Origin of the sequence: Polynucleobacter sp. JS-Polo-80-F4, assembly GCF_018881965.1 — a bacterium.
Taxonomy (GTDB): domain Bacteria; phylum Pseudomonadota; class Gammaproteobacteria; order Burkholderiales; family Burkholderiaceae; genus Polynucleobacter.
The window spans coordinates 767,470-794,302 of sequence record NZ_JACVPI010000001.1 but is presented as its reverse complement, the minus strand read 5'-3'; the positions used below and the strand labels follow the sequence as shown (position 1 = coordinate 794,302).

General features: G+C 46.0%; 31 protein-coding genes. 14 read left to right on the top strand and 17 right to left on the bottom strand.

From position 1 onward, the window contains the following. Positions 1-40: 40 nt before the first annotated feature. Positions 41-1,144 carry a patatin-like phospholipase family protein gene (locus tag ICN20_RS03965; protein ID WP_216238195.1) on the top strand — a complete coding sequence of 368 codons (1,104 nt, stop codon included), beginning with the start codon at positions 41-43 and terminating at the stop codon, positions 1,142-1,144. A gap of 246 nt (positions 1,145-1,390) precedes the next feature. Next, positions 1,391-2,125 carry a sulfite exporter TauE/SafE family protein gene (locus ICN20_RS03960; protein WP_216238194.1) on the top strand — a complete coding sequence of 245 codons (735 nt, stop codon included), beginning with the start codon at positions 1,391-1,393 and terminating at the stop codon, positions 2,123-2,125. 4 nt (positions 2,126-2,129) lie between these two features. On the opposite strand, the gene ICN20_RS03955 is transcribed toward ICN20_RS03960, so the two are convergent. From ICN20_RS03955 to ICN20_RS03940, 4 genes are read right to left on the bottom strand one after another with little or no spacing between them, the layout of a single operon-like run. Beyond that, positions 2,130-2,900, bottom strand: coding sequence for a MipA/OmpV family protein (locus tag ICN20_RS03955; protein WP_216238193.1), 771 nt, complete (start codon positions 2,898-2,900; stop codon positions 2,130-2,132). A 32-nt stretch (positions 2,901-2,932) separates the two neighbouring features. After that, a complete protein-coding gene (locus ICN20_RS03950; protein ID WP_216238192.1) occupies positions 2,933-3,577 on the bottom strand; it encodes a histidine phosphatase family protein in 645 nt (214 codons plus the stop codon). 21 nt (positions 3,578-3,598) lie between these two features. Then, entirely contained in the window at positions 3,599-3,994 is a 396-nt protein-coding gene (locus tag ICN20_RS03945; RefSeq protein WP_216238191.1) for a GNAT family N-acetyltransferase, read from the bottom strand. Between the two features lies 1 nt (position 3,995). After that, a complete protein-coding gene (locus tag ICN20_RS03940) occupies positions 3,996-4,514 on the bottom strand; it encodes an MOSC domain-containing protein (protein WP_255534638.1) in 519 nt (172 codons plus the stop codon). Positions 4,515-4,573: 59 nt separating this feature from the next. Here ICN20_RS03940 and ICN20_RS03935 point away from each other — a divergent pair, with 59 nt between their 5' ends. Further along, positions 4,574-5,449: a DMT family transporter gene (locus ICN20_RS03935; protein ID WP_216238190.1), complete on the top strand. Its 876-nt coding sequence runs from the start codon at positions 4,574-4,576 to the stop codon at positions 5,447-5,449. A gap of 67 nt (positions 5,450-5,516) precedes the next feature. Here ICN20_RS03935 and ICN20_RS03930 read toward each other — a convergent pair whose 3' ends face one another. Beyond that, complete coding sequence (locus tag ICN20_RS03930) at positions 5,517-5,699, bottom strand: hypothetical protein (RefSeq protein WP_216238189.1); 183 nt, start codon at positions 5,697-5,699, stop codon at positions 5,517-5,519. Positions 5,700-5,827: 128 nt separating this feature from the next. Between ICN20_RS03930 and ICN20_RS03925 the strand changes: the two genes are divergently transcribed. Both ICN20_RS03925 and ICN20_RS03920 read left to right on the top strand, forming a co-directional pair. Next, positions 5,828-6,064, top strand: a complete 237-nt coding sequence (locus ICN20_RS03925) for a DUF2798 domain-containing protein (RefSeq protein WP_216238188.1) — start codon at positions 5,828-5,830, stop codon at positions 6,062-6,064. A gap of 22 nt (positions 6,065-6,086) precedes the next feature. After that, positions 6,087-6,332 (top strand): hypothetical protein, encoded by a 246-nt coding sequence (locus ICN20_RS03920; RefSeq protein WP_216238187.1) that lies wholly within the window; start codon positions 6,087-6,089, stop codon positions 6,330-6,332. Positions 6,333-6,366: 34 nt separating this feature from the next. Here the strand turns inward: ICN20_RS03920 and ICN20_RS03915 are convergent, their stop codons facing one another. Both ICN20_RS03915 and ICN20_RS03910 read right to left on the bottom strand, forming a co-directional pair. Continuing rightward, positions 6,367-7,983 (bottom strand): peptide chain release factor 3, encoded by a 1,617-nt coding sequence (locus tag ICN20_RS03915; RefSeq protein ID WP_216240231.1) that lies wholly within the window; start codon positions 7,981-7,983, stop codon positions 6,367-6,369. Positions 7,984-8,052: 69 nt separating this feature from the next. Further along, positions 8,053-8,790: a pseudouridine synthase gene (locus tag ICN20_RS03910; protein ID WP_216226857.1), complete on the bottom strand. Its 738-nt coding sequence runs from the start codon at positions 8,788-8,790 to the stop codon at positions 8,053-8,055. 101 nt (positions 8,791-8,891) lie between these two features. Here ICN20_RS03910 and ICN20_RS03905 point away from each other — a divergent pair, with 101 nt between their 5' ends. Then, positions 8,892-10,220 (top strand): dicarboxylate/amino acid:cation symporter, encoded by a 1,329-nt coding sequence (locus tag ICN20_RS03905; protein ID WP_216238186.1) that lies wholly within the window; start codon positions 8,892-8,894, stop codon positions 10,218-10,220. A gap of 2 nt (positions 10,221-10,222) precedes the next feature. Here ICN20_RS03905 and ICN20_RS03900 read toward each other — a convergent pair whose 3' ends face one another. Genes ICN20_RS03900 through can form a run of 4 tightly spaced genes read right to left on the bottom strand, consistent with a single transcriptional unit; the run spans position 10,223 to position 13,997 of the window. Then, a complete protein-coding gene (locus tag ICN20_RS03900; RefSeq protein ID WP_216238185.1) occupies positions 10,223-11,641 on the bottom strand; it encodes a protein kinase in 1,419 nt (472 codons plus the stop codon). Positions 11,642-11,646: 5 nt separating this feature from the next. Next, a complete protein-coding gene (locus tag ICN20_RS03895; protein ID WP_216238184.1) occupies positions 11,647-12,399 on the bottom strand; it encodes a metallophosphoesterase in 753 nt (250 codons plus the stop codon). Positions 12,400-12,424: 25 nt separating this feature from the next. Then, positions 12,425-13,309: a lipid A biosynthesis acyltransferase gene (locus ICN20_RS03890; RefSeq protein ID WP_255534637.1), complete on the bottom strand. Its 885-nt coding sequence runs from the start codon at positions 13,307-13,309 to the stop codon at positions 12,425-12,427. Between the two features lie 16 nt (positions 13,310-13,325). Continuing rightward, entirely contained in the window at positions 13,326-13,997 is a 672-nt protein-coding gene (can, locus tag ICN20_RS03885) for a carbonate dehydratase (RefSeq protein WP_216238182.1), read from the bottom strand. A 22-nt stretch (positions 13,998-14,019) separates the two neighbouring features. Between can and ICN20_RS03880 the strand changes: the two genes are divergently transcribed. Next, complete coding sequence (locus ICN20_RS03880; protein WP_216238181.1) at positions 14,020-14,316, top strand: DUF167 domain-containing protein; 297 nt, start codon at positions 14,020-14,022, stop codon at positions 14,314-14,316. A 15-nt stretch (positions 14,317-14,331) separates the two neighbouring features. Here the strand turns inward: ICN20_RS03880 and ICN20_RS03875 are convergent, their stop codons facing one another. Next, the gene (locus ICN20_RS03875; RefSeq protein WP_216240229.1) at positions 14,332-15,228 is read right to left on the bottom strand and encodes an aspartyl/asparaginyl beta-hydroxylase domain-containing protein; all 897 of its coding nucleotides are present in this window, start codon (positions 15,226-15,228) and stop codon (positions 14,332-14,334) included. A 157-nt stretch (positions 15,229-15,385) separates the two neighbouring features. Here ICN20_RS03875 and ICN20_RS03870 point away from each other — a divergent pair, with 157 nt between their 5' ends. Together ICN20_RS03870 and ICN20_RS03865 are read left to right on the top strand one after the other, a co-directional pair. Next, a complete protein-coding gene (locus ICN20_RS03870) occupies positions 15,386-15,751 on the top strand; it encodes a hypothetical protein (RefSeq protein ID WP_216238180.1) in 366 nt (121 codons plus the stop codon). Positions 15,752-15,828: 77 nt separating this feature from the next. Continuing rightward, positions 15,829-16,149: an HU family DNA-binding protein gene (locus ICN20_RS03865; protein ID WP_150114176.1), complete on the top strand. Its 321-nt coding sequence runs from the start codon at positions 15,829-15,831 to the stop codon at positions 16,147-16,149. Positions 16,150-16,238: 89 nt separating this feature from the next. Here ICN20_RS03865 and rodA read toward each other — a convergent pair whose 3' ends face one another. Genes rodA through ICN20_RS03840 form a run of 5 tightly spaced genes read right to left on the bottom strand, consistent with a single transcriptional unit; the run spans position 16,239 to position 21,809 of the window. Next, positions 16,239-17,390 carry a rod shape-determining protein RodA gene (gene rodA, locus ICN20_RS03860; RefSeq protein ID WP_216238179.1) on the bottom strand — a complete coding sequence of 384 codons (1,152 nt, stop codon included), beginning with the start codon at positions 17,388-17,390 and terminating at the stop codon, positions 16,239-16,241. After that, positions 17,372-19,279: a penicillin-binding protein 2 gene (mrdA, locus tag ICN20_RS03855; RefSeq protein WP_216238178.1), complete on the bottom strand. Its 1,908-nt coding sequence runs from the start codon at positions 19,277-19,279 to the stop codon at positions 17,372-17,374. The genes rodA and mrdA overlap by 19 nt, the downstream gene beginning before the upstream one ends. Positions 19,280-19,287: 8 nt before the next feature. Further along, positions 19,288-19,812: a rod shape-determining protein MreD gene (gene mreD, locus ICN20_RS03850; protein WP_216238177.1), complete on the bottom strand. Its 525-nt coding sequence runs from the start codon at positions 19,810-19,812 to the stop codon at positions 19,288-19,290. Then, positions 19,809-20,741, bottom strand: a complete 933-nt coding sequence (mreC, locus tag ICN20_RS03845; RefSeq protein ID WP_216238176.1) for a rod shape-determining protein MreC — start codon at positions 20,739-20,741, stop codon at positions 19,809-19,811. Before mreC ends, mreD begins: the two co-directional genes overlap by 4 nt. Before the next feature lie 24 nt (positions 20,742-20,765). Then, positions 20,766-21,809, bottom strand: a complete 1,044-nt coding sequence (locus ICN20_RS03840; RefSeq protein WP_068319852.1) for a rod shape-determining protein — start codon at positions 21,807-21,809, stop codon at positions 20,766-20,768. A gap of 59 nt (positions 21,810-21,868) precedes the next feature. Between ICN20_RS03840 and gatC the strand changes: the two genes are divergently transcribed. Genes gatC through ICN20_RS03815 form a run of 5 tightly spaced genes read left to right on the top strand, consistent with a single transcriptional unit; the run spans position 21,869 to position 26,829 of the window. After that, positions 21,869-22,162: an Asp-tRNA(Asn)/Glu-tRNA(Gln) amidotransferase subunit GatC gene (gene gatC, locus ICN20_RS03835; RefSeq protein ID WP_216238175.1), complete on the top strand. Its 294-nt coding sequence runs from the start codon at positions 21,869-21,871 to the stop codon at positions 22,160-22,162. Next, on the top strand, positions 22,159-23,676 hold the full coding sequence (gene gatA / locus ICN20_RS03830; protein WP_216238174.1) for an Asp-tRNA(Asn)/Glu-tRNA(Gln) amidotransferase subunit GatA: 1,518 nt from the start codon (positions 22,159-22,161) through the stop codon (positions 23,674-23,676). The genes gatC and gatA overlap by 4 nt, the downstream gene beginning before the upstream one ends. After that, positions 23,676-25,145, top strand: coding sequence for an Asp-tRNA(Asn)/Glu-tRNA(Gln) amidotransferase subunit GatB (gene gatB, locus ICN20_RS03825; protein WP_216240227.1), 1,470 nt, complete (start codon positions 23,676-23,678; stop codon positions 25,143-25,145). Before gatA ends, gatB begins: the two co-directional genes overlap by 1 nt. Before the next feature lie 27 nt (positions 25,146-25,172). Then, on the top strand, positions 25,173-25,847 hold the full coding sequence (locus tag ICN20_RS03820; RefSeq protein ID WP_216238173.1) for a DUF484 family protein: 675 nt from the start codon (positions 25,173-25,175) through the stop codon (positions 25,845-25,847). Further along, entirely contained in the window at positions 25,828-26,829 is a 1,002-nt protein-coding gene (locus ICN20_RS03815) for a tyrosine recombinase XerC (RefSeq protein ID WP_216238172.1), read from the top strand. Before ICN20_RS03820 ends, ICN20_RS03815 begins: the two co-directional genes overlap by 20 nt. The last annotated feature ends 4 nt before the right edge of the window (positions 26,830-26,833 follow it).

Sequence of the window (26,833 nt, the reverse complement as noted above, 5' to 3'; positions counted from 1 at the left end):
GCATCTCTGTTATAAATTAGAAAAAACCTATGGAGGCAATATGACGCATTCCTCTCGCCGTAATTTCTTAAAAGTTTCTGCAATTAGTGCCGCCACAGTTTCTAGTACTGGCGCATTAGCGCAAAGCGCAAATTTATCTCCAAAGACAATTGCTGCTGTGCAGGCCCTGGAGGCGCAGCGAGATGTCGATACAACAGCAAGTTGGAATGACGGTTTATTTCACCCCGCCCCATTTAAGAATCCCTTTGCGCAAGGTAAGGAGCGAGGCTTGGCTTTGGGCGGAGGCGGAACCCCATTGATTGCATGGTATGCCGGCTATTGCAATGCGCTTAAGAAGGCTGGAGTGGACTTGGGTAGCGCAGACGTTGTCGTTGGTACCTCTGCAGGCTCCATCTTTGGTGCGATGTTAAGCTCCGGACACTTTTGGCGGCTTTTGGATGAGATGGATCTTTTTGCAGATTTTCCAAAATTGCTTGCAGAAATGATGCCCGCAATTCAATTTAATGCATCTCAATTAAGAGCGCAGCGTGCAGAGCTGTCAGTTCGCGATGGATCACTCACGTCTATTCGGCACATTGGAAAAGCTGCAATGGCTTCTTTGAATCCAGATGGTGTGGCCAATCACTACAAGGTAATGAAAAAGTTATTAACAGCCACTGCTTGGCCCTCCGATGGACTATTTACTACAGCGATTGATTGTTATACAGGCCAACGCGTTGTTGTATCAAGGGCGAGCAATATTCCTATCAATGTTGCCTGCGCTGCAAGCTCTTCTGCGCCAGGGCAGGTGGGGCCAACCTTCATAAAAGACCGTCTCTGTATGGATGGCGGCATGTCTCAAAGTAGCACCCACGGAGATGTGATTGCAGGCGTTAAGCGAGCGATTGTTATTTCTTTAGGCGACGGAACAATTAATGAGCAAAAGCAAGGTCTGCGTTTGTCCTCTTTGCCAAATACGATCAATCAAGAGGTAAAAGATTTAGAGGCTGGCGGCACTAAAACAAAACATATTGTTGTGGGTCTTCCGCCGGGCTTGGCAAAAGTAGAGAATCTGATGGATCCAAAATGGATTGCACCATATTTAAAATATGGAAATGATAGAGGCATCGCCGATGTGGCAATGATGAAGACCTTTTGGTCTTAAAGAGAATATGACGCATAGGCATTTTTATTTAAAAACAGCAATTCAATTGAGATATCAAAGATGAAAAAGCTTTATTTAACTTTAACTGTTACTTTATTAGCCCTGATGTTGAATGGTTGCCTGGCTAGTTCCACTTCTCCAGACGGGGTGAACTGCAACTACTCACTAGATAAGCCGCTATGGGAAATGCCTGTAGCCTGCCAGGGGCGCTGATATTCTCAATCAAATTAATCAAGGCGCATAAATTTGTCTGACCTTATTTTGCAGGCCGCGGTCCTGGGATCTCTTGGTCTGGGTGCCGGTGTATTAGGTGGCGTCATTGGCTTTGGTACGACCATCATATTGATGCCCGCCCTAGTTTATTTTTATGGGCCCATACAGGCAATTCCAGTAATAGCTTTGGTAGCCACCGTAGCAAATCTCTCGCGTATTTTTTTATGGTGGAACGTTATTCAGTGGCGAGCTTGCTTTGTCTATAGCCTGGCGGCGATTCCATTCACAGTATTGGGCGTTAACACCTTAGTGCAGCTAGACGAGCGCCTAATTGAAATAACTTTGGGAATATTTTTAATATTACTCATCCCGATTCGCCGTTGGATGCGCAACAAGAATTTTTATTTAAAGCTTTGGCAGATGGCTTTGGTCGGAGCTGGCATTGGTTATTTGACTGGGATTGTTGCAACGACGGGCGCCATCAACACGCCTTTCTTTTTGGCTTATGGCTTAAGCAAAGGGGCTTTCTTGGGTACTGAGGCAGCCAGCACATTGTCAATCTTGTTTACTAAAGGCATTACTTTTCACCAGCTGGGGTTTCTGAATACAACTGCCATTATTCAGGGCCTTCTGATTGGGAGCTGCGTTTTGGTCGGCTCTATTTTCTCTAAGAAAATTGTCTTGGCGTTGCCAGAAAAGAAATTTTTATTGCTGATGGAGTTGGTAATGTTGATTTCAGGACTTTCCATCCTGGCGATGTCTTTTTGAATGCCTACTTAAACCGATAGGCTAGCGCCATAAAAATATTGTCTTGAAATGAGCGATTCATGACCGGGCTGTTATTGATTCCCCCACCCAGCCATTTGCGTTTGCCATAAATATTGACATACCAGTTATCCACCACCGGAATTTCTACCATGAGGCCTGCTAAGAGATTATTTGTTGCTGGAGCCGTATAGGCCGTATAGCCAGTAAGCGTGGACTCTCCAGGGTTGATGCCATAGTAATAATTGGCATATTGACTTGACTGTCGCTCTACCCCTACTTGAGGGTAGATCACCACCTTTTTGAACGTTTCTATTTCAGCAAAGTATAAAAATTCATAAAGCGCACCTTTTGACTTTCCAAAGTCGTGATACGCATTTACAAAAAATCCACCGATGGGCGTTTCTTGAAAAGTGCCCAGTCCCAGAGGAATTGGATCGCTTCGATTAATGGAATTTCCATTAATGGAGGACTTCACTTTGTAAGTATCTAAATTTATTTTTCCAATTACTTCAAAGTAGCCATAGCCCATTTTAAAAGTCTTCATGCCCACTTCATCAATGCGCGCAAAGAAGCGTTGATAGTCAAAAAAGGCATAAGGCAATACCAGGGATTGAGTGCCCTCAGTTCCAATGTGTAAGTTGGAGGTGTAAACAGCTGCACCGATATCGCCCACGATGCGATCAGGCAGCCCATCGGGAACGTCTTCAACCGCAAAGGCTGGAATAGCTAGTGCAAAAGCAATTAAAAGAGCCGCTATGCGAATAATTGATTTCATATGCTCATCATAAACTTATGCGTACTTAGCCCTCAGAGATCTAGATTATCTAGCGCTAAATCCTCTAGATGGCTTATGTCGCTCCAGCTATCTACCTTCCACGCATGTCCATTGTGGCTAATCCAATTGAGCGAAGCATTGGGCACTGCCACAGCCTTTGCGGCATTTAAGGGCTGATTGCTTGCAATTCTATACATCATGTCTAATGCGCCGCCATGACTTACTAGCAAAATAGTTTTTCCTAAGTGCTGCAATCGAATTTGTTCAAGCGCAGTTTGAATGCGATCTGCAAATTGTTGAATGCTCTCGCCGTCATGCAAGCGTTCTTCAATATTTCTGCTGAGGTGAGATTTCCAAAGTTCTGGCTCAAGTAGAGGGGCTTCATCAGTTGTCAGGCCTTGTAGTGCGCCAAGATGACGCTCTCTTAGTGCTGAATTGCTGATTGCAGAAGTTTTAAATAATCTCTCGATAGCCCCGGCTGTCTTAGCTGCGCGCTGAAGATCACTCGTATATAAAACATCAAACTGCAGATTAATTTTTTTGAGAGCGCGCGCCATTTGATCTGCTTGGGCAAGGCCTCTGGCATTTAAATCAATGTCTGTATGGCCTTGAAGGCGGTGCGCTGCGTTCCAGTCTGTTTCACCATGGCGCACTAAACAAAATTGAGTGATAGTCATGTGGCAATGATAAAGACTTAATTATTTTTTGAGAGTCCATGCACGTGGATTGTGCTCAAAACCAATGTGCTCATAGTAATCATTTGCCTTGGGTGCTGCTAAAAGCACAATCATGCATTCAGGGCCAAGTAACGCTTTGGTTTCTTCGATGAGCATTTTGCCGATACCCGAGCGTTGATATTGTTCATCAACCGCCAAATCGGCAAGATAGGCTACATAAGAAAAATCAGTTAATGAGCGAGAAATACCTACGAGCTTTGCTCCATCCCAGGCGGTAATTGTGAGATTTGCATTTTTGAGCATGGCCTCAAATGTCTGAACATTATGTATGGGGCGCCGCTCGCCGAGAGTGGAGCGCTTATAGAGGTCTATGGCTTGCTCAGCAGTAATTAAGGCATCGTTGCGGTATTCAATCATGTCACTTTCCATTTTCTAGGAATAGTTCGTCGCCGACAACAAGAGTTCCCGAATTGAGGATCTCAGCTCGAATGCCACCTCGATTTTCAAATGCCTCCATGAAGCTGGGTCTATTCAACAGTTGAGCAGGTCTTTCGCAGGGGGTACAAAGCTCTGTTCCCAGTAGTTGTAGGCTACCCAGTTGGAATGACTGCCCTACCAGTGCATTTAGCTCGTCAGCGGTAATGTCTTTAAGGACGACATTGCGGCGGGTTTCTGCTCCATCAAAGGTGGGCTCATCTCCTGCTAATAGCCAGTCATTTGCTGTCTCAATGCCTGATAAGGCTATTAGGCTGATGTGACGGACTTTTATTGGTAGGACGTCTGAATATGCACCCATACCCATAGCATAACGATCACCTTCAATACCAAAGCCAGCATTGACTTTGGCATGGCCGACAGATTGCATCGGTGCGCCTGCAGATGGTGCAAGATAGATGGCTTGAATATGGGCGTTTGATTTCATAAGGATTGCTGACATATTACAGCCCACTCATTGAGGATTGTTAATACAATTAATCCAATATTAGATAAAGGGTGATGGTGAATAAAGAAAGCAAGGGAATGCTGATTGGGTTTATCGGCATCCTGATTTTTAGCTTAACGCTGCCGGTGAGCAAGATTGCTGTCTTAAGCTTTAACCCCTATTTCATTGCTTTCGGCAGGGCAACATTAGCCGGGCTAGTTGCATTGGCCTACCTTGTTTATAAAAAAGAGGCCATTCCTAGCAAAGTTGATTTTGTAAAATTTGTAGTCATAGCTTTGGGGGTGGTATTCGGCTTTCCCATCTTTACTACGGTAGCGATGGCCAATGGCTCTTCCTCGCATGGCGCCGTGATTTTGGGGATGATGCCGTTGGCTACAACGGTAATTGGAGTTCTGCGCTTTAAAGAGCGTCCTTCATTAGGATTTTGGTTGGTCTCTCTGTTGGGTGCTGGCTTGGTGGTGATGTATGCCTTGCTAAAAAATTCCGGCAGCTTTACTTACATTGACGGCCTTCTGGTCCTTGGCGGAATCAGTGCATGCATTGGTTATGTAGAGGGCGGTGAGCTCTCTCGAAAAATGAATCCTCGCGCCGTCATTTCTTGGGCTCTGGTCATTTCATTGCCAATAAATATTTTGATGACTTGTTTTACCTACAGCGCAGATTACATGGGTGCAGGTGCTATTGCCTGGACTAGTTTTATCTACCTGAGTCTATTCCCCATGTTTTTGGGCTTCTTCTTTTGGTATGAAGGCCTAGCGATCGGTGGCATTGCAAGGGTGAGTCAAGTGCAGTTGATTCAGCCTTTTTGCACACTAGTGGCTGCTAGCATTTTGCTGGGCGATTCCCTTACGGCAATGAATTTAATTTTTGCGGTGCTAGTTGTATCGACAGTGATTCTTGGAAAAAGAATGCTGGTAAAAAGGGTCTAGAGGCGCCTAAATGTTTGGCCTGCTGAAATTAAAAAGCCCCGCTCATTTAATTGGCGGGGCTTTTTAATTATGCGGCAACTGCTGGATGCTTGCTAAGTGCCCGTAGAATTTTGCCTTTTTCTTTAGGCTTGGTGCTTGCTTCTAATAACTTGGTAAGTTGCGCTGCATTCAGGGGGCCTAAGCGGGCTTTTCCTGTCTTGGTGAGCATAGAGTCGTTTTTTCTGGTTCTTTGATTTTGGCCAACAGCCATGGAGTTTTCCTAGAGTAATGGAATGATGAATCTCAAAGACTTTCTCAAGAGATTCCCCTGTCTAGGGCGCACAATAGTGATCACAGTCCAGAATAACAGTTAACAAGTCCGGACGCTATGATGTAACCATGACGAATTTACCAAATCTCATTTTTGCCCTCTTAATGGGCTTCTTAATGTCTGCAACCATTACGTTTGCCACTACATTTGCGCGCCTTGGCTTTGCAGAAAATTTCCTTTGGTTATGGTTTGAGGTGTGGTTGGTCGCTTATCCCGTTGCGATTGCCGGCATTTTGATATACAAGCCCTTTGCTAGCAACATTACTGTAAAAGTTCTAAAAAAGTTAAGGCTGAATGAATCCTAATTTACAAACGAAGGATCTTTAAATGAATGTATTGATGAAGTCTTTTATCCTGAGCATAGGCTGTATCTCTGTATTGAGTTCCTGTGCCGCGGTGTACACCGATGGATCGGATGCAAACCATGTGACATTTCTAAACAGTAGCGGTGAGTCGATTGACCAGTTAACTCAGAAAGCTAGCGCTTATTGTGCCCAGTATGGCAAGGTTGCCTCATTTAGAAGTAGCGATACTCAGTTGGTTGCCGTCTTTGATTGCAAGGCCGCGCGTTAATCAATTCTTTAATGCAGTAAATAAAATACGCTTATTAGCCCGCTAAATCGGATTGGTAAATTAAGCCGGCATGTTCTCTAAGGGCGTGGAATTGAATCGACTCCCAGCGCTGTTGGGCAACATCTAGTTCTGATTTATGTGAGGCTAAGAATACTGATGCACCCACTACATCTTCAGCCATGCGGTGGATATTTTCTTGAGTAAATTTTTTCAGTGCTACAGGATCATCCGAGCTAACCCACCGTGCCAAGCTGTAGCGGGCTGGCAGAAGGCGTACTTCTGCGCCATATTCAGTTTGGAGACGATGGCTTACTACTTCAAATTGGAGCTGACCAAATGCGCCAAGCAGCATGGTGCCGCCTGCCATTGGCCTAAAGACCTGAATCGCGCCCTCTTCACCCAACTGCATCAGCCCAGTGCGCAATTGTTTTGAGCGTAGTGGATCTGCAGACTCAACCATGCGGAAAATTTCTGGTGCGAAGAATGGCAAGCCAGTAAATTGCAATTGCTCCCCTTCAGTCAACGTGTCGCCTAAGCGCAGCAAGCCATGATTGGGGAGGCCGATGATGTCACCGGGAAAGGCCTCATCCAAAATATCGCGCCTTTGTGACAAGAAGGACAGCGCATTATTTGTCCGGACCTCTTTGCCGTTGCGGCAAATCTTCAATTTCATGCCACGCTGAAAATGCCCAGAGCAGATGCGTAAAAATGCAACACGGTCACGATGTGCTGGATCCATATTTGCTTGAATCTTGAATACCACTGCTGAGAATTTATTTTCTGCGGGACTAACTTCTCTTTGTAGAGCTTTGCGTGATCCTGGCGATGGTGCAAGCTCAACTAATGTGTTGAGAATCTCGCGTACACCAAAGTTATTAATTGCGGAGCCAAAGAATACGGGCGACTGACGCCCAGCCAGAAAGGCCTCAAGATCAAAGGCAGGCATTGCTTCTTTAATTAACTCCACCTCAGACAAAGCATTTTCTAGGTCGGTGCCTAAACGCTCTTTAAGGGCTGGGTCATTCACATCAACTACAGCATGAGAATCTTCGGTGACACGATCTTCGCCTGCCTTAAACATTCGCATATGCATGTTGGCAATATCGATAACGCCAGCAAAAGATTTACCCATACCAACTGGCCAGGTAAATGGAACTACTTCAATGCCTAGCGCGGTTTCAATCTCATCCATTAACTCCATCGGAGGCTTGACCTCGCGATCCATCTTGTTAATGAATGTGACGATAGGTGTGTTGCGGGCGCGACAAACTTCAAGCAAGCGCAGCGTTTGAGATTCAACGCCATTAGCAGCATCGATCACCATGAGCGCCGAATCAACAGCAGTTAGAACTCGATAGGTGTCTTCTGAAAAATCCTGGTGTCCCGGGGTGTCCAATAAGTTAATGATGCAATCGCGATATTCCATCTGCATCACCGAGCTCGCTACCGAAATGCCTCGCTGCTTTTCAATCTCCATCCAGTCAGATGTAGCGTGACGACTTGCTTTGCGAGCTTTAACACTCCCCGCAATTTGAATTGCTCCAGCGTAAAGCAATAATTTTTCTGTAAGCGTGGTTTTACCCGCATCTGGGTGAGAGATGATGGCAAAGCTACGGCGTCTAAGTACTTCTGCGCCTGGAGTGCTGGAGATAAGAGTTTCGATGGGAATTCTGCGCTGATTAATCTAGGTTCGGACGCAATTATAAGCGTGCGAGGCGACTCAAAACTGCTCTTCAGGCCTTACATAGCGCCATTGGCCCGGGGGAAGTGGGCCCAATGAGATACGGCCCATTCTGACGCGTTTGAGACCTATTACTTTGAGGCCAACCATCTCACACATCCTGCGAATCTGACGTTTGCGGCCCTCGCGCAATACAAAGCGCAGCTGATCTTCATTTTGCCAACTCACTTGTGCAGGCTTTAGCTCTACGCCATCAAGCGAGAGGCCATGGCGCAGGCGATCTAAATCTTCGAAAGAAAGTAAGCCCTCAACACGTACTAAATATTCTTTTTCGATGGGGCTATTTTCACCAATCAATAGTTTGGCAATACGGCCATCTTGAGTGAGCACTAGCATGCCGGTGGAATCAATATCTAGGCGACCTGCAGGCGCCAATCCTTTGGTATTAAAGCGGGGATTTCTTCCCTTATCCATGGGACTAGCAAAGTAGTTCTCGGGTGTGATTAAGGAAGCGGCTGGCTGGTATTCCTGTTCATCGTCATAGTGAGAGATATAACCAACAGGCTTGTTGAGAATGACGGTGATGCGAGAGGCTTGTTGCGCTTTAGCGCCTGATTGCAATTCAATCTTTTGATGACGGAATGCACGCGTACCCAGCTCATTGACCACTTCACCGTCTACAGTCACTAAACCCTGCTCAATATAAGAGTCTGCTTCACGACGTGAGCAAAGGCCAAGCTCAGAGAGTAATTTTGAGACGCGTACTTTTTCTTCCATGCCTGCATTATCCGGCATGAAGGCCATTTCCTAGCCTAGAGTTAATATGTAATCAGCCGAAATGAAAAATACCTGCTAATTATTAAATAAAGGATTTCGAAATGACCGTCATATTAAAAAAACCACCTTTTTATAAAATCCTTTATTTTCAAGTACTTGCAGCAGTTGTAATTGGTGTTTTACTGGGTCATTTTTACCCTAGTCTGGGTACGGAAATGAAGCCTTTTGGCGATGCCTTTATTAAAGGCATCAAGATGTTAATTGCCCCCATTATTTTCTGTACGGTAGTGCTTGGTATTGCCGGCATGGAAGATATGAAGAAGGTTGGTAAAACGGGCGGACTAGCACTTTTGTATTTTGAGATCGTGAGTAGCATTGCTTTAGTAGTGGGGTTGGTCGTGGTTAATCTGCTCCAGCCTGGTGCGGGTATGAACATCGATCCAGCAAGTCTGGACACTAAAGGAATTGCTGCATATACCGGACCCGGGAAGATGGGCACCACTACTGATTTCTTAATGAACATCATCCCAAGCAGCGCAGTAGATGCATTTGCTAAGGGCGAAATCTTGCAAGTCCTTTTCATTGCAATATTGTTTGGATTTGCGCTGCATAAGTTCGGTGGTCGCGGAACAATGGTGTTTGATTTAATTGAAAAAACATCACATGTTCTTTTTGACATGATTGGCGTCATCATGAAGTTTGCGCCTATTGGCGCTTTTGGCGCAATGTCATTCACTATTGGCAAATACGGCATCGGCTCTTTATTTTCATTGGGCAAATTAATGGGTGCGTTTTATTTAACTTGCTTCCTCTTTGTATTTATTGTCTTAGGGCTCATTGCGCGATTTAATGGATTTAATATTTTTAAATTCGTGCGCTACATTAAAGAAGAGTTATTAATTGTTTTAGGGACTTCATCTTCTGAATCCGTCTTGCCGCGCATGATGGAAAAAATGGAACTGTTGGGCGCCAAGAAAACCTGTGTTGGTCTCGTCATTCCAACGGGGTATTCATTCAATCTAGATGGCACCTCTATTTATCTGACTATGGCTGCAGTATTTATTGCACAAGCAACCAATACGCCCATGACCCTCATGCAGGAAGTTACTCTCTTGTTAGTGCTGTTGCTTACATCCAAAGGGGCTGCAGGTGTAACCGGTAGCGGATTTATTGTGTTGGCAGCCACTCTTTCTGCTGTCGGAGATGTTCCAGTTGCAGGATTGGCGATTATCTTGGGCATTGATCGCTTTATGTCCGAGGCACGGGCATTAACTAATTTGGTTGGCAATGGCGTGGCCACTATTGTGGTTGCTAGGTGGACTGGCGAACTAGACCAAAAGCAATTAACTAGCGTGCTCAATCGAGATAACTGGATTGAGGCACAAGAACCTGAGCTTATCTTGGATCAAAAGCAAGACAAAATGCGCTGAGTTTAAGTTCGGACAATATGTACGCTACAGGGGGCTTCCTCGACGATCTTCGTCATGGAGGTTCTCCAGGGTGTTACCTTGTTTGGTAATTTATGTGATGCGCCAATCAAAATGAGGGACGCATCATTGTCTTTGGCGAACTCTACGATTCGGGAGGCAGGATCAAGGGCCTCTAGCACGTGATAAGAAATCCTTTCGGGTGGTAGCTTCAGGGGTTTGGCCCAATCCATCAGCTGCACTAAATGGCCACGCACAATTCCGCTAGCGGTTTCATTTTCTTGATTACCCTCGAAGGTGGGTGTGCTGCTGATAGTGCTCAAGCAGACTAGGCGACTTTCGGGATAGGCCTGCAATAAATTCTTTGCAGTGATTTGCATACGTTCACGCAAGTCCTCATCTGACTGACGTGTATCGATCGCAGCAATCATGAGGGGTGCATCAAAATTGCCCATGCTGGGGCGCGGGCTTGGAGAGGGCTCATAGCCCGCAGCCTTGAACATCCCTTTGAGGTTTTGCCAAAAGCTCGGGGGCTCAACTCGGTCTGCACGCTCAGTAAGCGTAACACCCTCTGGGTCTCGCAATACTTGACGTAAACGTGCGGCACTTTGATAGCGATCTGCAGCGCGAGGTTCTAAGCATCTAAGAACAACTTCTTGAAGCCAGCGAGGGACTTCTCTACGAATAGCGCGCAGAGGAAATGGTTCAGCCCACATTCTTTTGCGCAGACCACTCATGGTTTGGGGGTTGCCAAAGGGTAGCTCGCCCGTCAGCAATTCATACATGATTGCGCCGATAGAGAAAATATCACTACGAGAGTCAGACCGAATACCAGCCACTTGCTCTGGAGAAATGTATGGAGCTGACCCAATGCCTTTGCGCATTTCTTCTGCAAGTAAATCTGGATACCGAGCGTGGTGCGATAAACCAAAATCGATGAGTGTTAGCTTGCCCTTGTCATCGATCAAAATATTTTCAGGTTTGATATCTAAGTGGATGGCATCTTGTGAGTGCAAAGACTGAACGGCTTGCGCAAGATCTGCGCCGATCCGAACGACCTCATCAATCGTAAAGACTTTTCCTTCCTTGATATAGTCCTCTAGTGGACGACCTTCGACTCTTTCCATTGCAATATAAGGGCGCGTGGCCATATTGCCGGAGCCTAAATATTTAGGAACATAAGGGCTTTTTAGTGAGCGCAAGATCGTAAGCTCGGTTTCGAAGCCAATCAAACTTTCTACAGGCTGATCTCTGCCAACGCGGGGAATCTTTAGCAGAATGGGGACATCTATACCTTCTTTGGTTGCAGAAAAGAGGCTAGCCATCCCGCCGCGATGCACTTCCTTGCCCAAGACAAAGCCGTCTACTACTTTTCCTTCTTGAAATATGTCGTCTACTGCTTCAATATCGGTATTGATGGCCATTGATTTTATTTGCCAGTGATAAGGCGATTTGCCAACTCTTCTGGCAGGCCAGCGCGACGCACTTTATCTGCGGCGGTAAAGTAGTCGTAGGCTTCACGATGAAAAGTCAGAATCTCAGATTCAGGCTCAAATACTGCGAAGCATGCTTCAGGATTTCCATCTCTAGGCTGACCAAGCGAACCTACAACACCCACCCATTGGCGATGGTGCAGTACGGGTATTTCATCGCCAGGGTGCGGGGCAAAGCGAATGAGTTTTCCAACAGCGCTTTGATAAAAAAGCGCTTGCTCATGCGCATGACCAACGAAGGTATAGTTTTTCCCAGAGTTTTGTACGCAACGCCACGCACTCATGCTGTCGGTAATGTAATTCCAATCGGCTGGATTGTGTGCAGAGGCATGAACAAAACAGATCTTTTCTTCTTGAACTATGAGCGGGAGATTTTTAAGGAAATCCACATGATGATTCTTGAGTTGTGACTTGGTCCACTCAATTGCGGCGTTAGCATTTGCGTTCATTTGATCGCGACTATCTTTAAAAATAGCCTCATCGTGATTGCCAAGGATAGCAATCGCTTTTTTATCCTCCACAAGCGATGCGATGCGATCAATGACTGCTGCCGGGTCAGCGTTATATCCGACAAGATCGCCTATGAATACCATGCGTGTAACGCCGAGATCTTCCGCACGAGCCATGCAGGCTTCAAAAGCTTCTAAATTACTGTGGAGATCGGCAAATAGCCCAATACGTTCGGTCATCCCTTAATGATAGGACAAATGACCTTTATTTAGAAGGGTTATAGGGGCTTGGGCCGCTATCTGGCGGGTTTTTGAAGCGCTTGTGCACCCAGTAGTATTCAGCCGGTCGCAGCCGAATTTCAGCTTCGAAATATTGATTCAGTCGTGCCGTATCTTCCTTGGGATCTGTCCCTGGAAAGTTTTCTAAGGGCTTTCTAATTTCACAAAGATAGCCTGATTCATCCGGCTTTAATGTGGTGGTCATCAGACATACATCTGCACCAGTAATTTTTGCTAAACGGGAGATGGTGGTAATGGTGTTAGTTTGAATTCCAAAGAAGGGTACAAATTCAGAATCCTTAAGACCTAAATCAATATCGGGTGCAATGATGATGAAGTCTCCATTGCGAATTTCTCGAATGATTGCTTTCGCATTGCCTTGTCGATCAATTGAGTTACCGCCAAAACGATTGCGCCAATCAATAATCTTTTTATTAAAGAATGGATTTTTCATTCTTTGAAAAAAACCAGAAGTGCGTGGCCAATGTTTTTCTTTAGAAAGCGCACTCAAAATAATGCTCCCCTCAATGCCTGTGAAATGCATGTTGACGAGGATGCGCGGTTTTTTGCTGGAGAGATCTACTGCTGATCTCACTTCAATCATGTTGCTTAGCTGTTTTGAGCTGCCGCACCAGATAATACTTTTTTCTACTAGGCTACGCCCAAGTAATCGCCAATGCTCCTTGGCAAGATCATCGATTTCAGTTGCGTTTAATTTTGGAAAACACAAATGGAGATTGGTTTTGACTACTCGATTTCTATCGCTCGGAATACGTGCAGCTATATAGCCTAGGCCATAGCCAATAGAAACTAAAAGCTTATATGGGAGTATCGAAAGGAGCGCAAGAAAACCAACTCCTAGGTAGTTCAAAAATGACTTAAGCAAATTAGTTGTGTTCTGATTCGTAGCGCTTTACGGATTTGGCATAACGCTCTGTCATCTCTTCAATAGAGCTGCACGACATTCCCAAATCATTTACTAAGCCAGTTTCTAGGCGGTAAGCCCAGCCATGTACAGTCAGATCTTGGCCGCGTGCCCAGGCATCCTGCACGATAGTTGTTTCACATACGTTAACAACTTGCTCAATGACATTGAGTTCGCAGAGTCGATCTTGACGTTTGGGCGTTGGAATCGCATCGCCCAAATAACGTTCATGTTTTTGATGAACGTCTTTCACATGACGCAACCAATTGTCAGCTAGGCCTACACGCTTATCTGTTAGAGCGGCATGGACGCCAGAGCAACCATAGTGGCCTACTACTAAGATGTGCTTCACCTTAAGCAAATCAATGGCAAATTGAATAACCGATAAGCAATTCAAATCAGTGTGAACCACTACGTTTGCAACATTGCGGTGAACAAATAATTCACCAGGCAATAAATTCACAATGTCATTTGCTGGAACCCGGCTATCGGAGCAGCCAATCCATAGATATTCAGGGGCTTGTTGTGAAACTAGGCGCTTAAAGAAATCGGCATCTTCTGCCACCATGCTTTCGGCCCAAGCGCGATTATTGGAAAATAGCTGTTCTAAAGCTTGAGAATTCTTCATCGTCATGCTTTCAGTTTAAAGTACTTTAATGACACCGAATTGGTTAAAACAAACCCCCACTGGAATTATCTTAAATTTACATTGCCAACCAGGAGCAAAGGTAACCAAGGTCGTTGGCCTTCATGATGGCTGCCTCAAAATTTCTCTCAAGGCGCCGGCCCTCGAAAATAAGGCCAACGAGCTTTTATTGGCGTGGCTTTCAAAGCAATTAAGAGTGCCACAAAAGCAGATTCAATTTGTTTCTGGTCAAAATAGCCGTCAGAAACGAGTGGAAATCTGGGGCCCCATTAGTCCTGAACAAATTGTTCAGTTATTGAGCCCATAAAACTGAAGTTTGGGCTTACCAGAAAATTGCCCACAAAATTCCCAGAATGAGAACCCATTTGCCTACGTAATAAACGGAGCGATGTTTTGCTTTTAACTTTTTGGCTTGAGCACGAAGATGGTAGAAGTAGGTAAACAGAACATTTACAAAGCCTATTTTTTCACCTTCAACATTTTGGGATGCAGCGGCGCTCATGACATAGCGCCCAAACCAGCGATTAAATAGCTCAACTACTTTGGTGTATACGGGGCGCTCTACATCGCAAAACAAAATGATTCTTTGCTGATCTGTTTCGTTGGCGGCGAAATGAATGTAGGTTTCATCAAACATGACTGCTTCGCCATCTTTCCAGAAATAACGTTCCCCATCCACATTAATAAAGCACTTAGGATCATTGGGCGTCACCAGGCCAATGTGATAGCGCAAAGAGCCGGCATAGGGGTCGCGGTGGCGTACAAGCGTTGCGCCGGGCGGCAGGGAGGCGAACATAGCGGCTTTGACGGAGGGGATGGATTTTAGGAGCGCCACTGTTTTAGGACACTTTGCTTGGGCTGATGGCACCTCTTTTCCGTACCAGCAAAGGTGAAAACGCTTCCAGCCAGTGCGAAAGAAGGAATTAAAGCCAATATCGTTATAACCAGTGGCCGCTGCAATCGAGCCACCTTCTTGTAAGGAAAGAGCCTCTTGGCGAATCATTTCCCAGTTATCTTGGATGGGTTTCATCTCTGGAAATTGATTTACTGGAATATAGGCGCCAGGCTTCACTTTCGAGAATAGATATAAAAGCGCATTTACTGGCGCCAAAAGTACTTGATAGTCGGTAAGAGATCTGACAACCCCAAAACGAACCTTTCCACGAAAATAAACATAGACCGCGGAGGCTACAAAAATAAAAAAGATGATGTGGCGAATTTCCATGGGCTTTGTCTAAGTGAGGTAATTGCTAGTATTTTAATTTGTATGTCGCTGCTAATTAGACTATTTCTTCCGCTGGGATGCACATATACTGCGTATAGAAGATATCAGGACCCGCTAAGGGTTTATGTGTAGATTTACCAAGGAAATTCTGATGAATAGCTTTATAAAGTGGCTCTTAAGCCTTGTTTTAATTGGGTTAGTGGGTATTTCGGTCTATACATGGGGAATGCTAACTTGGAGCTACGGAAGTGGTGAGCGCGCAGGATATGTGCAGAAATTCTCCAATCGTGGCTATGTATGCAAAACCTGGGAAGGTGAATTGGCGATGGTTTCTATGCCGGGCACGATGTCTGAAAAATTCCTCTTTACGGTGCGTGAAGATGCTGTGGCGCAGAAAATAAATGCTAATTTAGGCAAAAAAGTTGCCTTAAAGTATGAGCAACACATTGGCTTGCCAACCTCTTGTTTTGGCGATACCGAGTATTTTGTTTCTGATATCACCGTTTTAGATGAGTAATTTGTAGTCGTTGTAAAAAATTGCTGTAACGCAACTTTATTTTTGTAATTTTTTGTGGTTAAAATCATGTAAGCGTAATGTGCGCTGACATCAATATCTATAAGGAGCTTCACTTGAACAAAGCCGAACTAATCGCAGCGATTGCTGACGACGCGGAGATTTCTAAAGCCAAAGCTGAATTCGCATTGAATTCTGCTATCGAGACAATCATTAAAGCTGTTACTAAAGGTGACTCAGTACAACTGATCGGCTTTGGTACTTTTGCTTCTGGCAAACGTGCTGCACGTATGGGTCGTAACCCAAAAACTGGCGAGCCACTCAAAATTGCTGCTGCAAAAACTGTTAAGTTTTCTGCTGGTAAAGCATTTAAAGATTCAGTTAACAAGCGTAAGAAGTAATTCTTCCTTTGTTGATAAAAAAGCCCGGCATGCCGGGCTTTTTTATTTCCTCAGAATCTAAATAAACAAATACACAGTCTCTCGTTAAGTTAGCTTTGTACCAAACGGCGGTGACGATGAATACTCATTAAGATTCCTGCGCCAAATCCAAGTGTGACTAATGCAGTGCCACCATAGCTAATGAATGGCAATGGGACACCAACTACTGGCAACAGACCGCTCACCATGCCAATATTCACAAATGCATAGGTGAAGAAAATTAAAGTAACTGCTGCACCAAGTAATCGGGTAAATAAATTTGGGGCGCTTGCAGAGATCGCAAGACCGCGCTTAATCAATGCGAAGAAAAGCCCCAACAATACTAGGTTGCCTAGTAAGCCAAATTCTTCTGAAAAAACAGCAAATACAAAGTCGGTATGTTTTTCCGGAATAAATTCCAAGTGCGCTTGAGTTCCTTGAAACCAACCTTTTCCAAAGAACCCGCCAGATCCAATTGCAATCATCGATTGAATTGTATGAAAACCTTTTCCTAATGGGTCGCTGGTAGGGTCAAGCAAAGTACAGATACGATGTTTTTGATAGTCATGAACAAATGGCCACACCACGTCATGAGCGCAAATCGTTCTGCCGAAAATAATAATTAACAAAATACCAATAACACCCAGCCCTACAAACGGCAGGATCCACTTCCAAGGCAAGCCCGCCAAAATGATGACATAGAGCCCTGCGGCAAAAACAAGCAGTGCAGTTCCTAGGTCTGGTTGGCGCGCAATTAAAAAGACGGGAATTGCCAAGATGATTGCAGCAACACCATAGTCCCAAGATTTTTGAATGCCTTCGCGCTTTTGAAAGTACCAAGCGAGCATTAATGGCATTGCGATCTTCATAATTTCAGATGGCTGAATTACAACGCCGATATTGAGCCAGCGACGTGCACCTTTTTTAATTAATCCAAATACAGCCACCGCAATTAAAAGGGCAACACCAAAGCCATAAATCCAAACTGCCCCCATCTCTAACCACTTGGGTGGAATGCGTGAGACAACCCACATCACTACAAAAGAGAGCGCAAGATTGCGCAGCTCATCTCCAATTTGCACAGGAGTATTTTGACCGGCAGATAAAAATGTAAAAAAGCCGACAGCTGCTAAGCCAAGTAAAATAAGGCCTAGCTGGCGGTCTAGGCCAGAAAATAGGCTGAAGAAAAATCCTTTAACTTTTATTAAGGGGCTCTTTTCCATTCAGGAATCTCCTTAGGCCACTTGCCCTCTATGTAAAAGTCCAGCGCTTTGCGTGCAATCGGGGCTGCATATTGCGCGCCGAAGCCTGCATTCTCTACAACCATTGCAATCACGATGGTTGGCTTTTCTGCTGGCGCAAATGCAATGTACAAAGCATGATCACGTAAAAATTCTGCAGTGGAGCCATGCTTATATTCTTTTGAATTCAAACTGAAGACCTGGGCTGTGCCAGTTTTTCCGCCCACTTGATATCCGGTACCTTTAAATGCTGCTGCAGAGGTGCCCGAAATATTTACTTCAAGCATGGCTTTTTTAATCACTTCAATATTTTCAGCATTCAGATCAATGCGATAACTTTCTTTCGGCGTAGTAAGCACTCTATTCCGAGTAAAAGGATCTTCAATTGCTTTAACGAGGTGGGGCTTCATGACAATGCCGTTATTGGCAACGTTAGCCATAGCGTGAGCTAGTTGCAAAATAGTGAAGGCGTTGTAACCCTGGCCAATGCCAAGGGAGATTGTTTCGCCTTCATACCATTTTTGCTGCTCTGGTTTTTTAAAGGTATTTTTCTTCCACTCGGTGGATGGCAGAACACCTCTTGCTTCACCTTGTAAATCAATGCCAGTAATTTGGCCAAAGCCTAGAGGCTTCATAAAGTCATGCATCATGTTCACGCCCATATCGCGTGCAAGCATGTAGTAGTAGGTATCGCAAGATTCAACGATCGACTTTTGCATATCGACAATTCCGTGCCCACCTTTTTTATCATCACGGAAAGTATGATTGCCAAAATCAAAGAAACCAGGATCAGAAATTGTTTGTGATGGCGTACGCTTTTTGTTTTCTAAAGCCGCAAGCGCCATAAAGGGTTTATAAGTTGAGCCCGGTGGGTAGATCCCTTTTAGTGGGCGGTTATAAAGCGGTTTCTGTGGAGAGTCATTAAGCTCTTTCCAGGTAACTGAATCAATGCCCTCAACAAAGTCATTGGGATTGAAGTTAGGCTTAGAGACAAATGCCAATACATCGCCTGTCTCTGGTTCAATCGCTACAAACGCGCCACGGAAATTGCCATACAGTTGCTCAACTAAATATTGCAACTTGATATCAACAGACAGAACAACGTTTTTTCCTGGAACTGATGGCGAGCTTGAAAGGGTGCGCACTGGTTTTCCACCCGCAGTAATTTCTACTTGATCATATCCAGGCACGCCACGCAAAACAGTTTCATAACTTTGCTCTAGGCCAATCTTGCCAACGTACTGAATGCCTGGCAAAAAAGAGGTCTGTAATGCATCGGGATCGTCTGCTTTGGCGCCCTCAATTTCGGCCTGCATGCGCTCCTTATCCTTTTGGGAAACGCGCCCAATATAGCCAATCAGATGGGATGCCAATTCGTTATATGGGTACTCCCGAAAGCTTCTAGCGCGGATCTCAACCCCAGGGAAACGGTAGCGATTGGCCATAAAACGGGCTGTTTCGGTCTCGTTGAGCATAGAACGTAGAGGAAAAGTACCCATATTGCGGGAATCCTCTAGCGATCGCTTGAAATTGCGACGATCCCTGGGGGAGATGGCAATGATTTCGGAAAGATCGTTAATGAGCTGATCTACATTCCCTTTTACCTCTTCGGCATTGACATCCAAGGTGAGCGCGGAATAATTTCGGCCAATGACGATGCCATTGCGATCTATTAGAAGGCCGCGGTTTGCAGGTGCCGGCACTAAAGCAATGCGATTGCTCTCTGCTAGGAGCGCATATTTTCCGTGGCTAACTAGCTGCAGCCAAACCAGGCGTGTGATCAGAAGTAAAAAGCAAAACGTGACAAATAAAGTCGCAATATGAATGCGCTCTTGAAATGAGTCGAGATCCGGTTTTTTAAAAGAAACCATGCTACTTCTTAGAGGGGTCGATTGTGATCAACATCTATAGGACGACGCTGCGGCGCAAGCAAAATACGTGTAGCGAATGGCCATAGCATTGCTTCAATCAAGGCCTGAATTGCGCCTGTTAAGGCCCACCAATAGAGCTCTCCGCTGAGCAACCAATGCGCCAATACGGGAAACAGTGACACTAATAAGAAAATAGGCAGCAGGTGTAGAGCTTGCGACAGAACGGTAAGGGCCACAATGCGCCGATGCCACGAGATCGCTACGTAAGCCACTAGGGAATAGCTAAAGGCATGCAGACCCAATAAGTCTGAATTATGAACATCCATCATCAAGCCCAAAATGAAGGCAGTGATCACACTCACATAGCGATGTTGATGAATATTCCAAAACACGATGCACAAAATTAACCAGTCCGGCACCCAACCATAATTGCCAATCGGCAATAGGTTTAATAGCAGCGCACAAAACAAGCTGAAATAAATGAAAACCGGATTTACCGGACGCAGAATGTAGCCGCTCTGGAAATCGATCATTGCATTCCCCGCGCGCGAGTTTGCCGTCTACCTGGTGTATTGGTCAAAGGAGTGCCAGTAGGTGATTTGTTGCTTGCTGGTGCCTTGGCGTCAAACTGTGGGTCATACAACAAGGCAAGCGCTTGACGATAGCGATTGACTGCGGCAACTGGCACGCAAAATACATTGGAAGAATTTTTATCAGCATTACGCTCAATTTTGCTAATCACCGCCACAGCAAAACCCGGGGGATAAACACCGTCGATTCCCGAGGTCAGCAAAATATCACCAACCTCTAGGTCGCTGGCTACTGGTAAATAGCGCAACTCCAGAGGGTTGCCGCGCCCTGCGCCAAATACAGCAGCACGAAGTCCGTTACGTGCAACTTGGACAGGAACTGCAAAATCACGATCTTCTAAAAGGGAGGCCTCAGCTGAGCGCTCATACAGGCGAACCACCTGACCCAAGATGCCGGAATCATTGGCAATCGGGTTGCCAAGCTTAAGCCCATCGTTACTGCCGCGATTAATGACGATACGTTGCGAAATCGGATTAGGTGGATTAAACAGAATTTCTACTGGCAATGTTTTGAAGGGAACCTGTTTTTGCAAAGTCATTAGCTCGCGCAGGTTTTGGTTTTCCACCATTAAAAATTCAGATTGATTTGCTAGCAAAGAGAGTTCTGCCTGACGAACCTTCATTACCTGGTTTTCTTGATCAAGAGTTGATCTTGTTGTGAAATATTCTGATGTCGCTTCGAATGCATTTCGTGGAGCCATCATGACATATTCAAGTGGACGCAAAATCCAATTGACGTTATTGCGAATGGGGTCGAGCGCCTTGAAGCGAAAATCGATCAGCATCAGAGCGATGCTGATCGACAGACAGACAATCAGTTTAAGTAAGGCCGGAATGCCCTGTCTGAAAAGTGGTGGAGCGCTATGTTGCAATTCCCTGTTCGACGTGTATGTCGCTTACTCGTGCGAGAACACTCCGCCTAACTTATCCATGCGCTCAAGTGCGATACCGCAACCACGAGCCACACAAGTTAATGGATCTTCAGCAACATGAATCGGTAAACCAGTTTCTTCTAGCAAGAGGCGATCAAGGTCGCGCAATAAGGCGCCGCCGCCTGTGAGCATCATGCCGCGCTCAGCAATGTCGGACGCCAACTCAGGTGGAATCTGCTCTAGAGCTGCTTTTACTGCAGTCACAATTTGATTCAATGGATCAGTCAACGCTTCCAGAATTTCATTGCTAGTAACAGTGAAGCTACGTGGAATGCCTTCAGAAAGATTGCGACCTTTTACTTCCATCTCACGCACTTCGGCACCAGGGAAAGCAGAGCCAATTGTTTTCTTAATTAACTCAGCAGTTTGTTCGCCAATCAACATGCCGTAGTTACGACGAATGTAATTGGTAATCGCTTCATCAAATTTGTCGCCACCAACACGAACAGAGCCTTTGTAAACCATGCCGCCTAATGACATCACGCCAACTTCAGTTGTGCCGCCGCCAATGTCTACAACCATCGAGCCAGCAGCTTCAGAAACTGGCAAGCCAGAACCAATTGCAGCTGCCATTGGTTCTTCAATCAAAAATACTTGCGATGCACCAGCGCCTAATGCGGATTCGCGAATCGCGCGACGCTCAACTTGAGTAGATCCACATGGAACGCAAATGATGATGCGTGGGCTTGGTTTTAATAATTTGCTTTCGTGCACAAGCTTGATAAATTGCTTGAGCATTTGTTCGGTAATTGTGAAGTCGGCGATCACACCGTCTTTCATTGGGCGGATTGCCTCAATATTCCCCGGAACACGACCCAACATCGCTTTTGCCTCTTTTCCGACGGCCAAAATGGTCTTTTTGCCGTTTGGACCACCTTCTTGGCGAATTGCCACAACAGAAGGTTCATCAAGGACAATGCCCCGCTCACGCATATAAATTAAGGTGTTGGCGGTTCCTAGGTCGATTGCTAGGTCATTAGAAAAGTAGCTGCGGAAAAAACCAAACATGATGTAGTGGGAAAATAGAAAGTGTTAATGAAAATATATAGGAATGATACTCTCGTCCCATGAAACTTGATGATGTCCAGCGCATTGCGCACCTATCTAGGCTTGAATTAAATCAGGCAGAAGCAGAGGCAGTTTTGCCTCAATTGCAGGCTATTTTTTCCTTGGTTGAGGAAATGCAGGCCGTTGATACAACTGGTCTTGAGCCTTTGGCACACCCAATCCTCTTTTTGCGTGATTTGGCACAACCCATGCGTGTTGACCAGGTTACCGAGTCGGATCATCGTGCTGAAAACATGCAATCAGCCCCTGCAGAGCACGACGGCTATTTCTTGGTGCCAAGGGTGATCGAATGAGTTGGCACAACACCCCCATCGCCTTAATGGCAAAAGCGCTTGCTGCTAAAGAGGTTTCCAGCACCGAGTTAACCCAGTACTTTTTAGACCGTATTGAGGCTGGAAAACAGTGGAATGCATATCTTGATGTGAATGCTCACTTAAGCTTAGAGCAAGCAAATAAAGCAGATAAGCTCATTGCTTCTGGAAAAGCTGGTAAGTTAACTGGTATCCCGGTAGCCCACAAAGATGTCTTCGTAACGCGCGGCTGGAAGTCGACAGCAGCCTCCAAAATCTTGTCTGGATACCAGAGCCCTTTCGATGCCACCGTGGTCGCCAATCTGGGAATTCCTGATGAAAACAATCCCCATGGGGCTGGAATGGTCTGTTTGGGTAAAACCAATATGGATGAATTCGCCATGGGCTCCTCCAACGAAAACTCTGCCTTTGGGCCAGTTCTAAACCCCTGGAATGCTGCTCACGTAGCCGGCGGTTCCTCTGGTGGTTCAGCAGCAGCCGTTGCTGCAGGGCTAGCTCCTATCGCTACTGGTACCGATACGGGCGGCTCAATTCGTCAGCCTGCGGCTTTTTGCGGCTTAACTGGAATTAAGCCCAGTTATGGGCGCGTGTCACGCTACGGCATGATTGCCTATGCCTCTTCGCTTGATCAAGCAGGTCCTATGGGCAAGACTGCTGAAGACTGCGCCTTGTTGCTATCCGCCATGTCTTCACATGATCCACGTGATTCCACCTCATTGGCCGATTCAGGCGAAGACTATGGCCGCTATCTCAATCAGAATTGGAAAGAAGGTAATGCAAACGCTGCAAAACCATTAGAAGGTTTACGTGTTGGTTTACCAAAAGAATTTTTTGCTGAGGGATTGGCGAGTGATATTGCGAAATCCGTTAACGAGGCAGCGAAGCAGTTAGAAAATTTGGGCGCAACATTAATTGAAGTGAGTTTGCCAAAAACGAAGTTATCCATTCCGGTGTATTACGTTTTAGCTCCAGCAGAAGCATCGAGTAACTTGAGCCGCTTTGATGGTGTGCGTTATGGGTATCGCGCCAATGAATATCGTGATCTCAATGATATGTATGCCAAGTCACGCACTGAAGGTTTTGGTGCAGAAGTGAAGCGCCGCATCATGATTGGCACATATGTTCTGTGCCATGGTTACTACGACGCTTACTATCTTCAGGCACAAAAGATTCGTCGCATCATTGCGGCGGATTTTCAAGCTGCATTTAATCAATGCGATGTCATCCTCGGCCCTGTAGCCCCTGATGTGGCCTGGCGTTTAGGTGAGAAGTCAAAAGATCCGGTGCAAATGTATTTAGAAGATATTTATACGCTCTCAACGAACTTAGCCGGCTTGCCTGCGATGAGTGTGCCGTGCGGATTTAATGCAAACAACCTACCTATCGGTATGCAGTTAATTGGCAATTATTTTTCTGAGGCGCGCTTATTACAGGTCGCCCATCAATATCAGCAAGCCAGTGATTGGCATTTGCGTCAAGCAAGCGAGGTGGCATGATGCAATGGGAAGTCGTTATTGGTCTAGAGACCCACGCGCAGTTACAAACCCAATCCAAGATTTTTAGTGGCGCAAGCACACGATTTGGCGCAGCGCCAAATACACAAGCATGTGCAGTGGATCTAGCGTTGCCAGGAGTATTGCCGGTGCTAAATCGTCAAGCAGTGGAGCATGCGATTCGTTTTGGTTTAGCAGTAAATGCAAAGATTTCGCCAGCGAGCATCTTTGCCCGCAAGAACTATTTCTATCCTGATCTACCTAAGGGTTATCAAATCAGCCAGATGGAAATTCCAGTCGTTGTTGGCGGTCATCTTGAAATCTTGGTGGGCGACGAAGTGAAGGTAGTTGAGCTCACACGCGCCCACATGGAAGAAGATGCTGGTAAGTCGGTCCATGAGGAGGGTTTTACGGGCCCTCATGGCGAACCATCTAGCGGTATCGATTTAAATCGTGCTGGTACGCCACTCCTCGAGATCGTTACTGAGCCAGTGATGCGTAGTGCTGCTGAGGCCGTTGCCTATGCCAAGGCTTTACATAGCCTGGTGGTGTGGCTGGGAGTTTGTGACGGCAATATGCAAGAGGGCTCTTTCCGTTGCGATGCGAACGTTTCAGTTCGCCCCAAAGGTCAGGCTGAATTTGGCACCCGTTGCGAAATCAAAAACTTAAACTCTTTCCGCTTCTTAGAGGAAGCCATTCAATATGAAGTGCGTCGTCAAATCGAACTCATTGAAGATGGTGGCATCGTTGTTCAGGAGACGCGCTTATATGACCCTGATCGTGGTGAAACGCGCAGCATGCGCAGCAAAGAAGATGCTAATGACTATCGCTACTTCCCGGATCCCGATTTATTGCCAGTAGTGATCGATGACGCATGGATTGCAGATGTACGTAGCAAGATGCCTGCACTGCCGGCCCAGCTGCGTGAGCAGTGGCAAAGTGAATTTGGTTTAAGCGCATACGATGCACAGTTGCTTACGCAAGACCGCGATACTGCAAAAGTATTTGAAGAGCTGTTAGCAATCGTAGGCAAGCCATTAGCAAAAGCAGCCGCTAATTTAATTGCCGGTGAATTTGCCTCCTCTGTAAATCGTGCGGGCATTGCAGTTGCAGATGCGCCGTTAAAGGCCGACCATTTGGCGCCATTACTGACGCGCGTAGCCGATGGGACTATATCTAACAAGATTGCAAAAGATATCTTTGCCATTCTTTGGGAAGAGGCTATTGCAGGTAAGGTCATCAGTACAGTTGATCAGATCATTGATGCCAAAGGATTGAAGCAAATTAGTGATAGCGGCGCAATTGAAGCCATCATCGATCAAGTCTTGGCGGCTAACCAGAAATCCGTTGAGGAATTCCGCTCTGGCAAAGAGAAGGCATTCAACGCCCTTGTTGGCCAAATTATGAAAGCTTCTCAAGGCAAAGCAAATCCTGGTCAGGTCAATGAGCTCTTGCGTAAAAAGCTTGGTTAATCAAAGAACATATTTAGAAAGAGATACATGAGCGCAATTGATCCAAAGCAAGCCGAGCAAGAAGAATTAGTTGCAGAGTGGTTACGTGCAACCCCGGGCTTCTTTGAGCGCTACGCCGATCTTTTTAATGAGATTCGGATTAAGCACCCACATGAGGATCGCGCGATTTCTTTGCAAGAACGTCAGATGACGGTATTGCGAACACAAAATCAAGAGCTCAATCGTCGCTTAAGTGAGATGCTGCACTTTGGTAGCCGTAACGATAAAACCCAACAAAGTTTGGTCGCTTGGTTGCTGCGTTTAATGAAGGCCAACAATAAAGCTGACGTAGAAGCCGCAATCACAGCTGGCTTGGCTGAAGTATTTGAGGTGGAGTCTGCGCAATTGTTATCGCCTAATTCTGCGTTTGGCCCTTGGGTGGATACGCCTTTATGTGGCTCAGCCAAAGAGTTGGCAGCTGCTAGCGTGGATCTATTAGCAAGTCAAACAACCATTGATTCTGAATGGCAAAGTATGGTGGCAATTGGCCTGCCTTTAGGTAAGAGCATTGGCGCCAATCAATCGCCAGCAGTGTTGTTGCTTGCAAGTAAGGATGAGTCTCGCTTTACAGCCGATATGGGCGCCTTCTACTTGCGTCAAATTGCTGAATTAACCGCTGCAGCTTTGGATCGTATCCAGGCTTATGAAATTAAAGTCGACTGATCTCGATCCGCTCATGCAAGAGTATTTGCATGAGCTGCATGTACTGCGTCAACTCTCGCCGCATACGCTCAAAGCGTACGGTATGGATTTGAGTGACCTCCAAAATTTTGCCCTCGAAGATTCAATTGAGCTGCTAAAAGTTAGCAATGGCCATGTACGTCGTTGGGCCGGGCGTTTGCATTCCAAGGGGCAATCCTCCAGAAGTATTGCAAGGGCGCTCTCTGCATGGCGCGGTTGGTACGACTGGCTTACCGAAAAAGATGCAAGACGCGATGCACGCGCTGGCAAGGTAACTAGCAACTTAGTGGCCAACCCAGTCGATGACGTTAAGGCGCCAAAGCGTTTGAAGTCTTTGCCTAAAGCCTTATCCGTTGAGCAGGCACTTTCCTTGGTAAATCAGGCGGTCAAAGAGGCTGAAGAAAAGAAAGATTTGGAATCAATCCGGGATGCTGCGATTATTGATTTGCTCTACTCCTCGGGTTTACGTCTTTCAGAGCTTTTGGGGATCGATGTGATGCAAAGCAAAGATCGCCAGCATGAGTCTGCTGGATGGTTGGATTGGGATTCTGCTGAAGTAACGGTTTTGGGTAAGGGCGGCAAGCGACGCTCAGTGCCGGTGGGTGTGCCAGCAATGAAATCACTGGCTGCATGGCGAGAGATGCGGGATGCTGGAGATTACTCAGAAGAATCCATCGCCTTGTTTTTATCTGCAACCGGCAAGCGTTTGTCACCGCGCACTGTGCAAGCAAGACTGCGTACTTTGGCTATGCGTGCTGGTCTACCTACCCATGTGCACCCTCATATGATGCGCCACAGCTTTGCGAGCCATGTTTTGCAATCCTCCCAGGATTTACGTGCCGTCCAGGAGATGTTGGGTCATGCCAGTATCGCCAGCACCCAGATTTATACATCCCTAGATTTTCAGCACCTAGCTCAGGCATACGATAAAGCGCATCCACGCGCAAAGGCTGGCAAAGGCTGAGGAA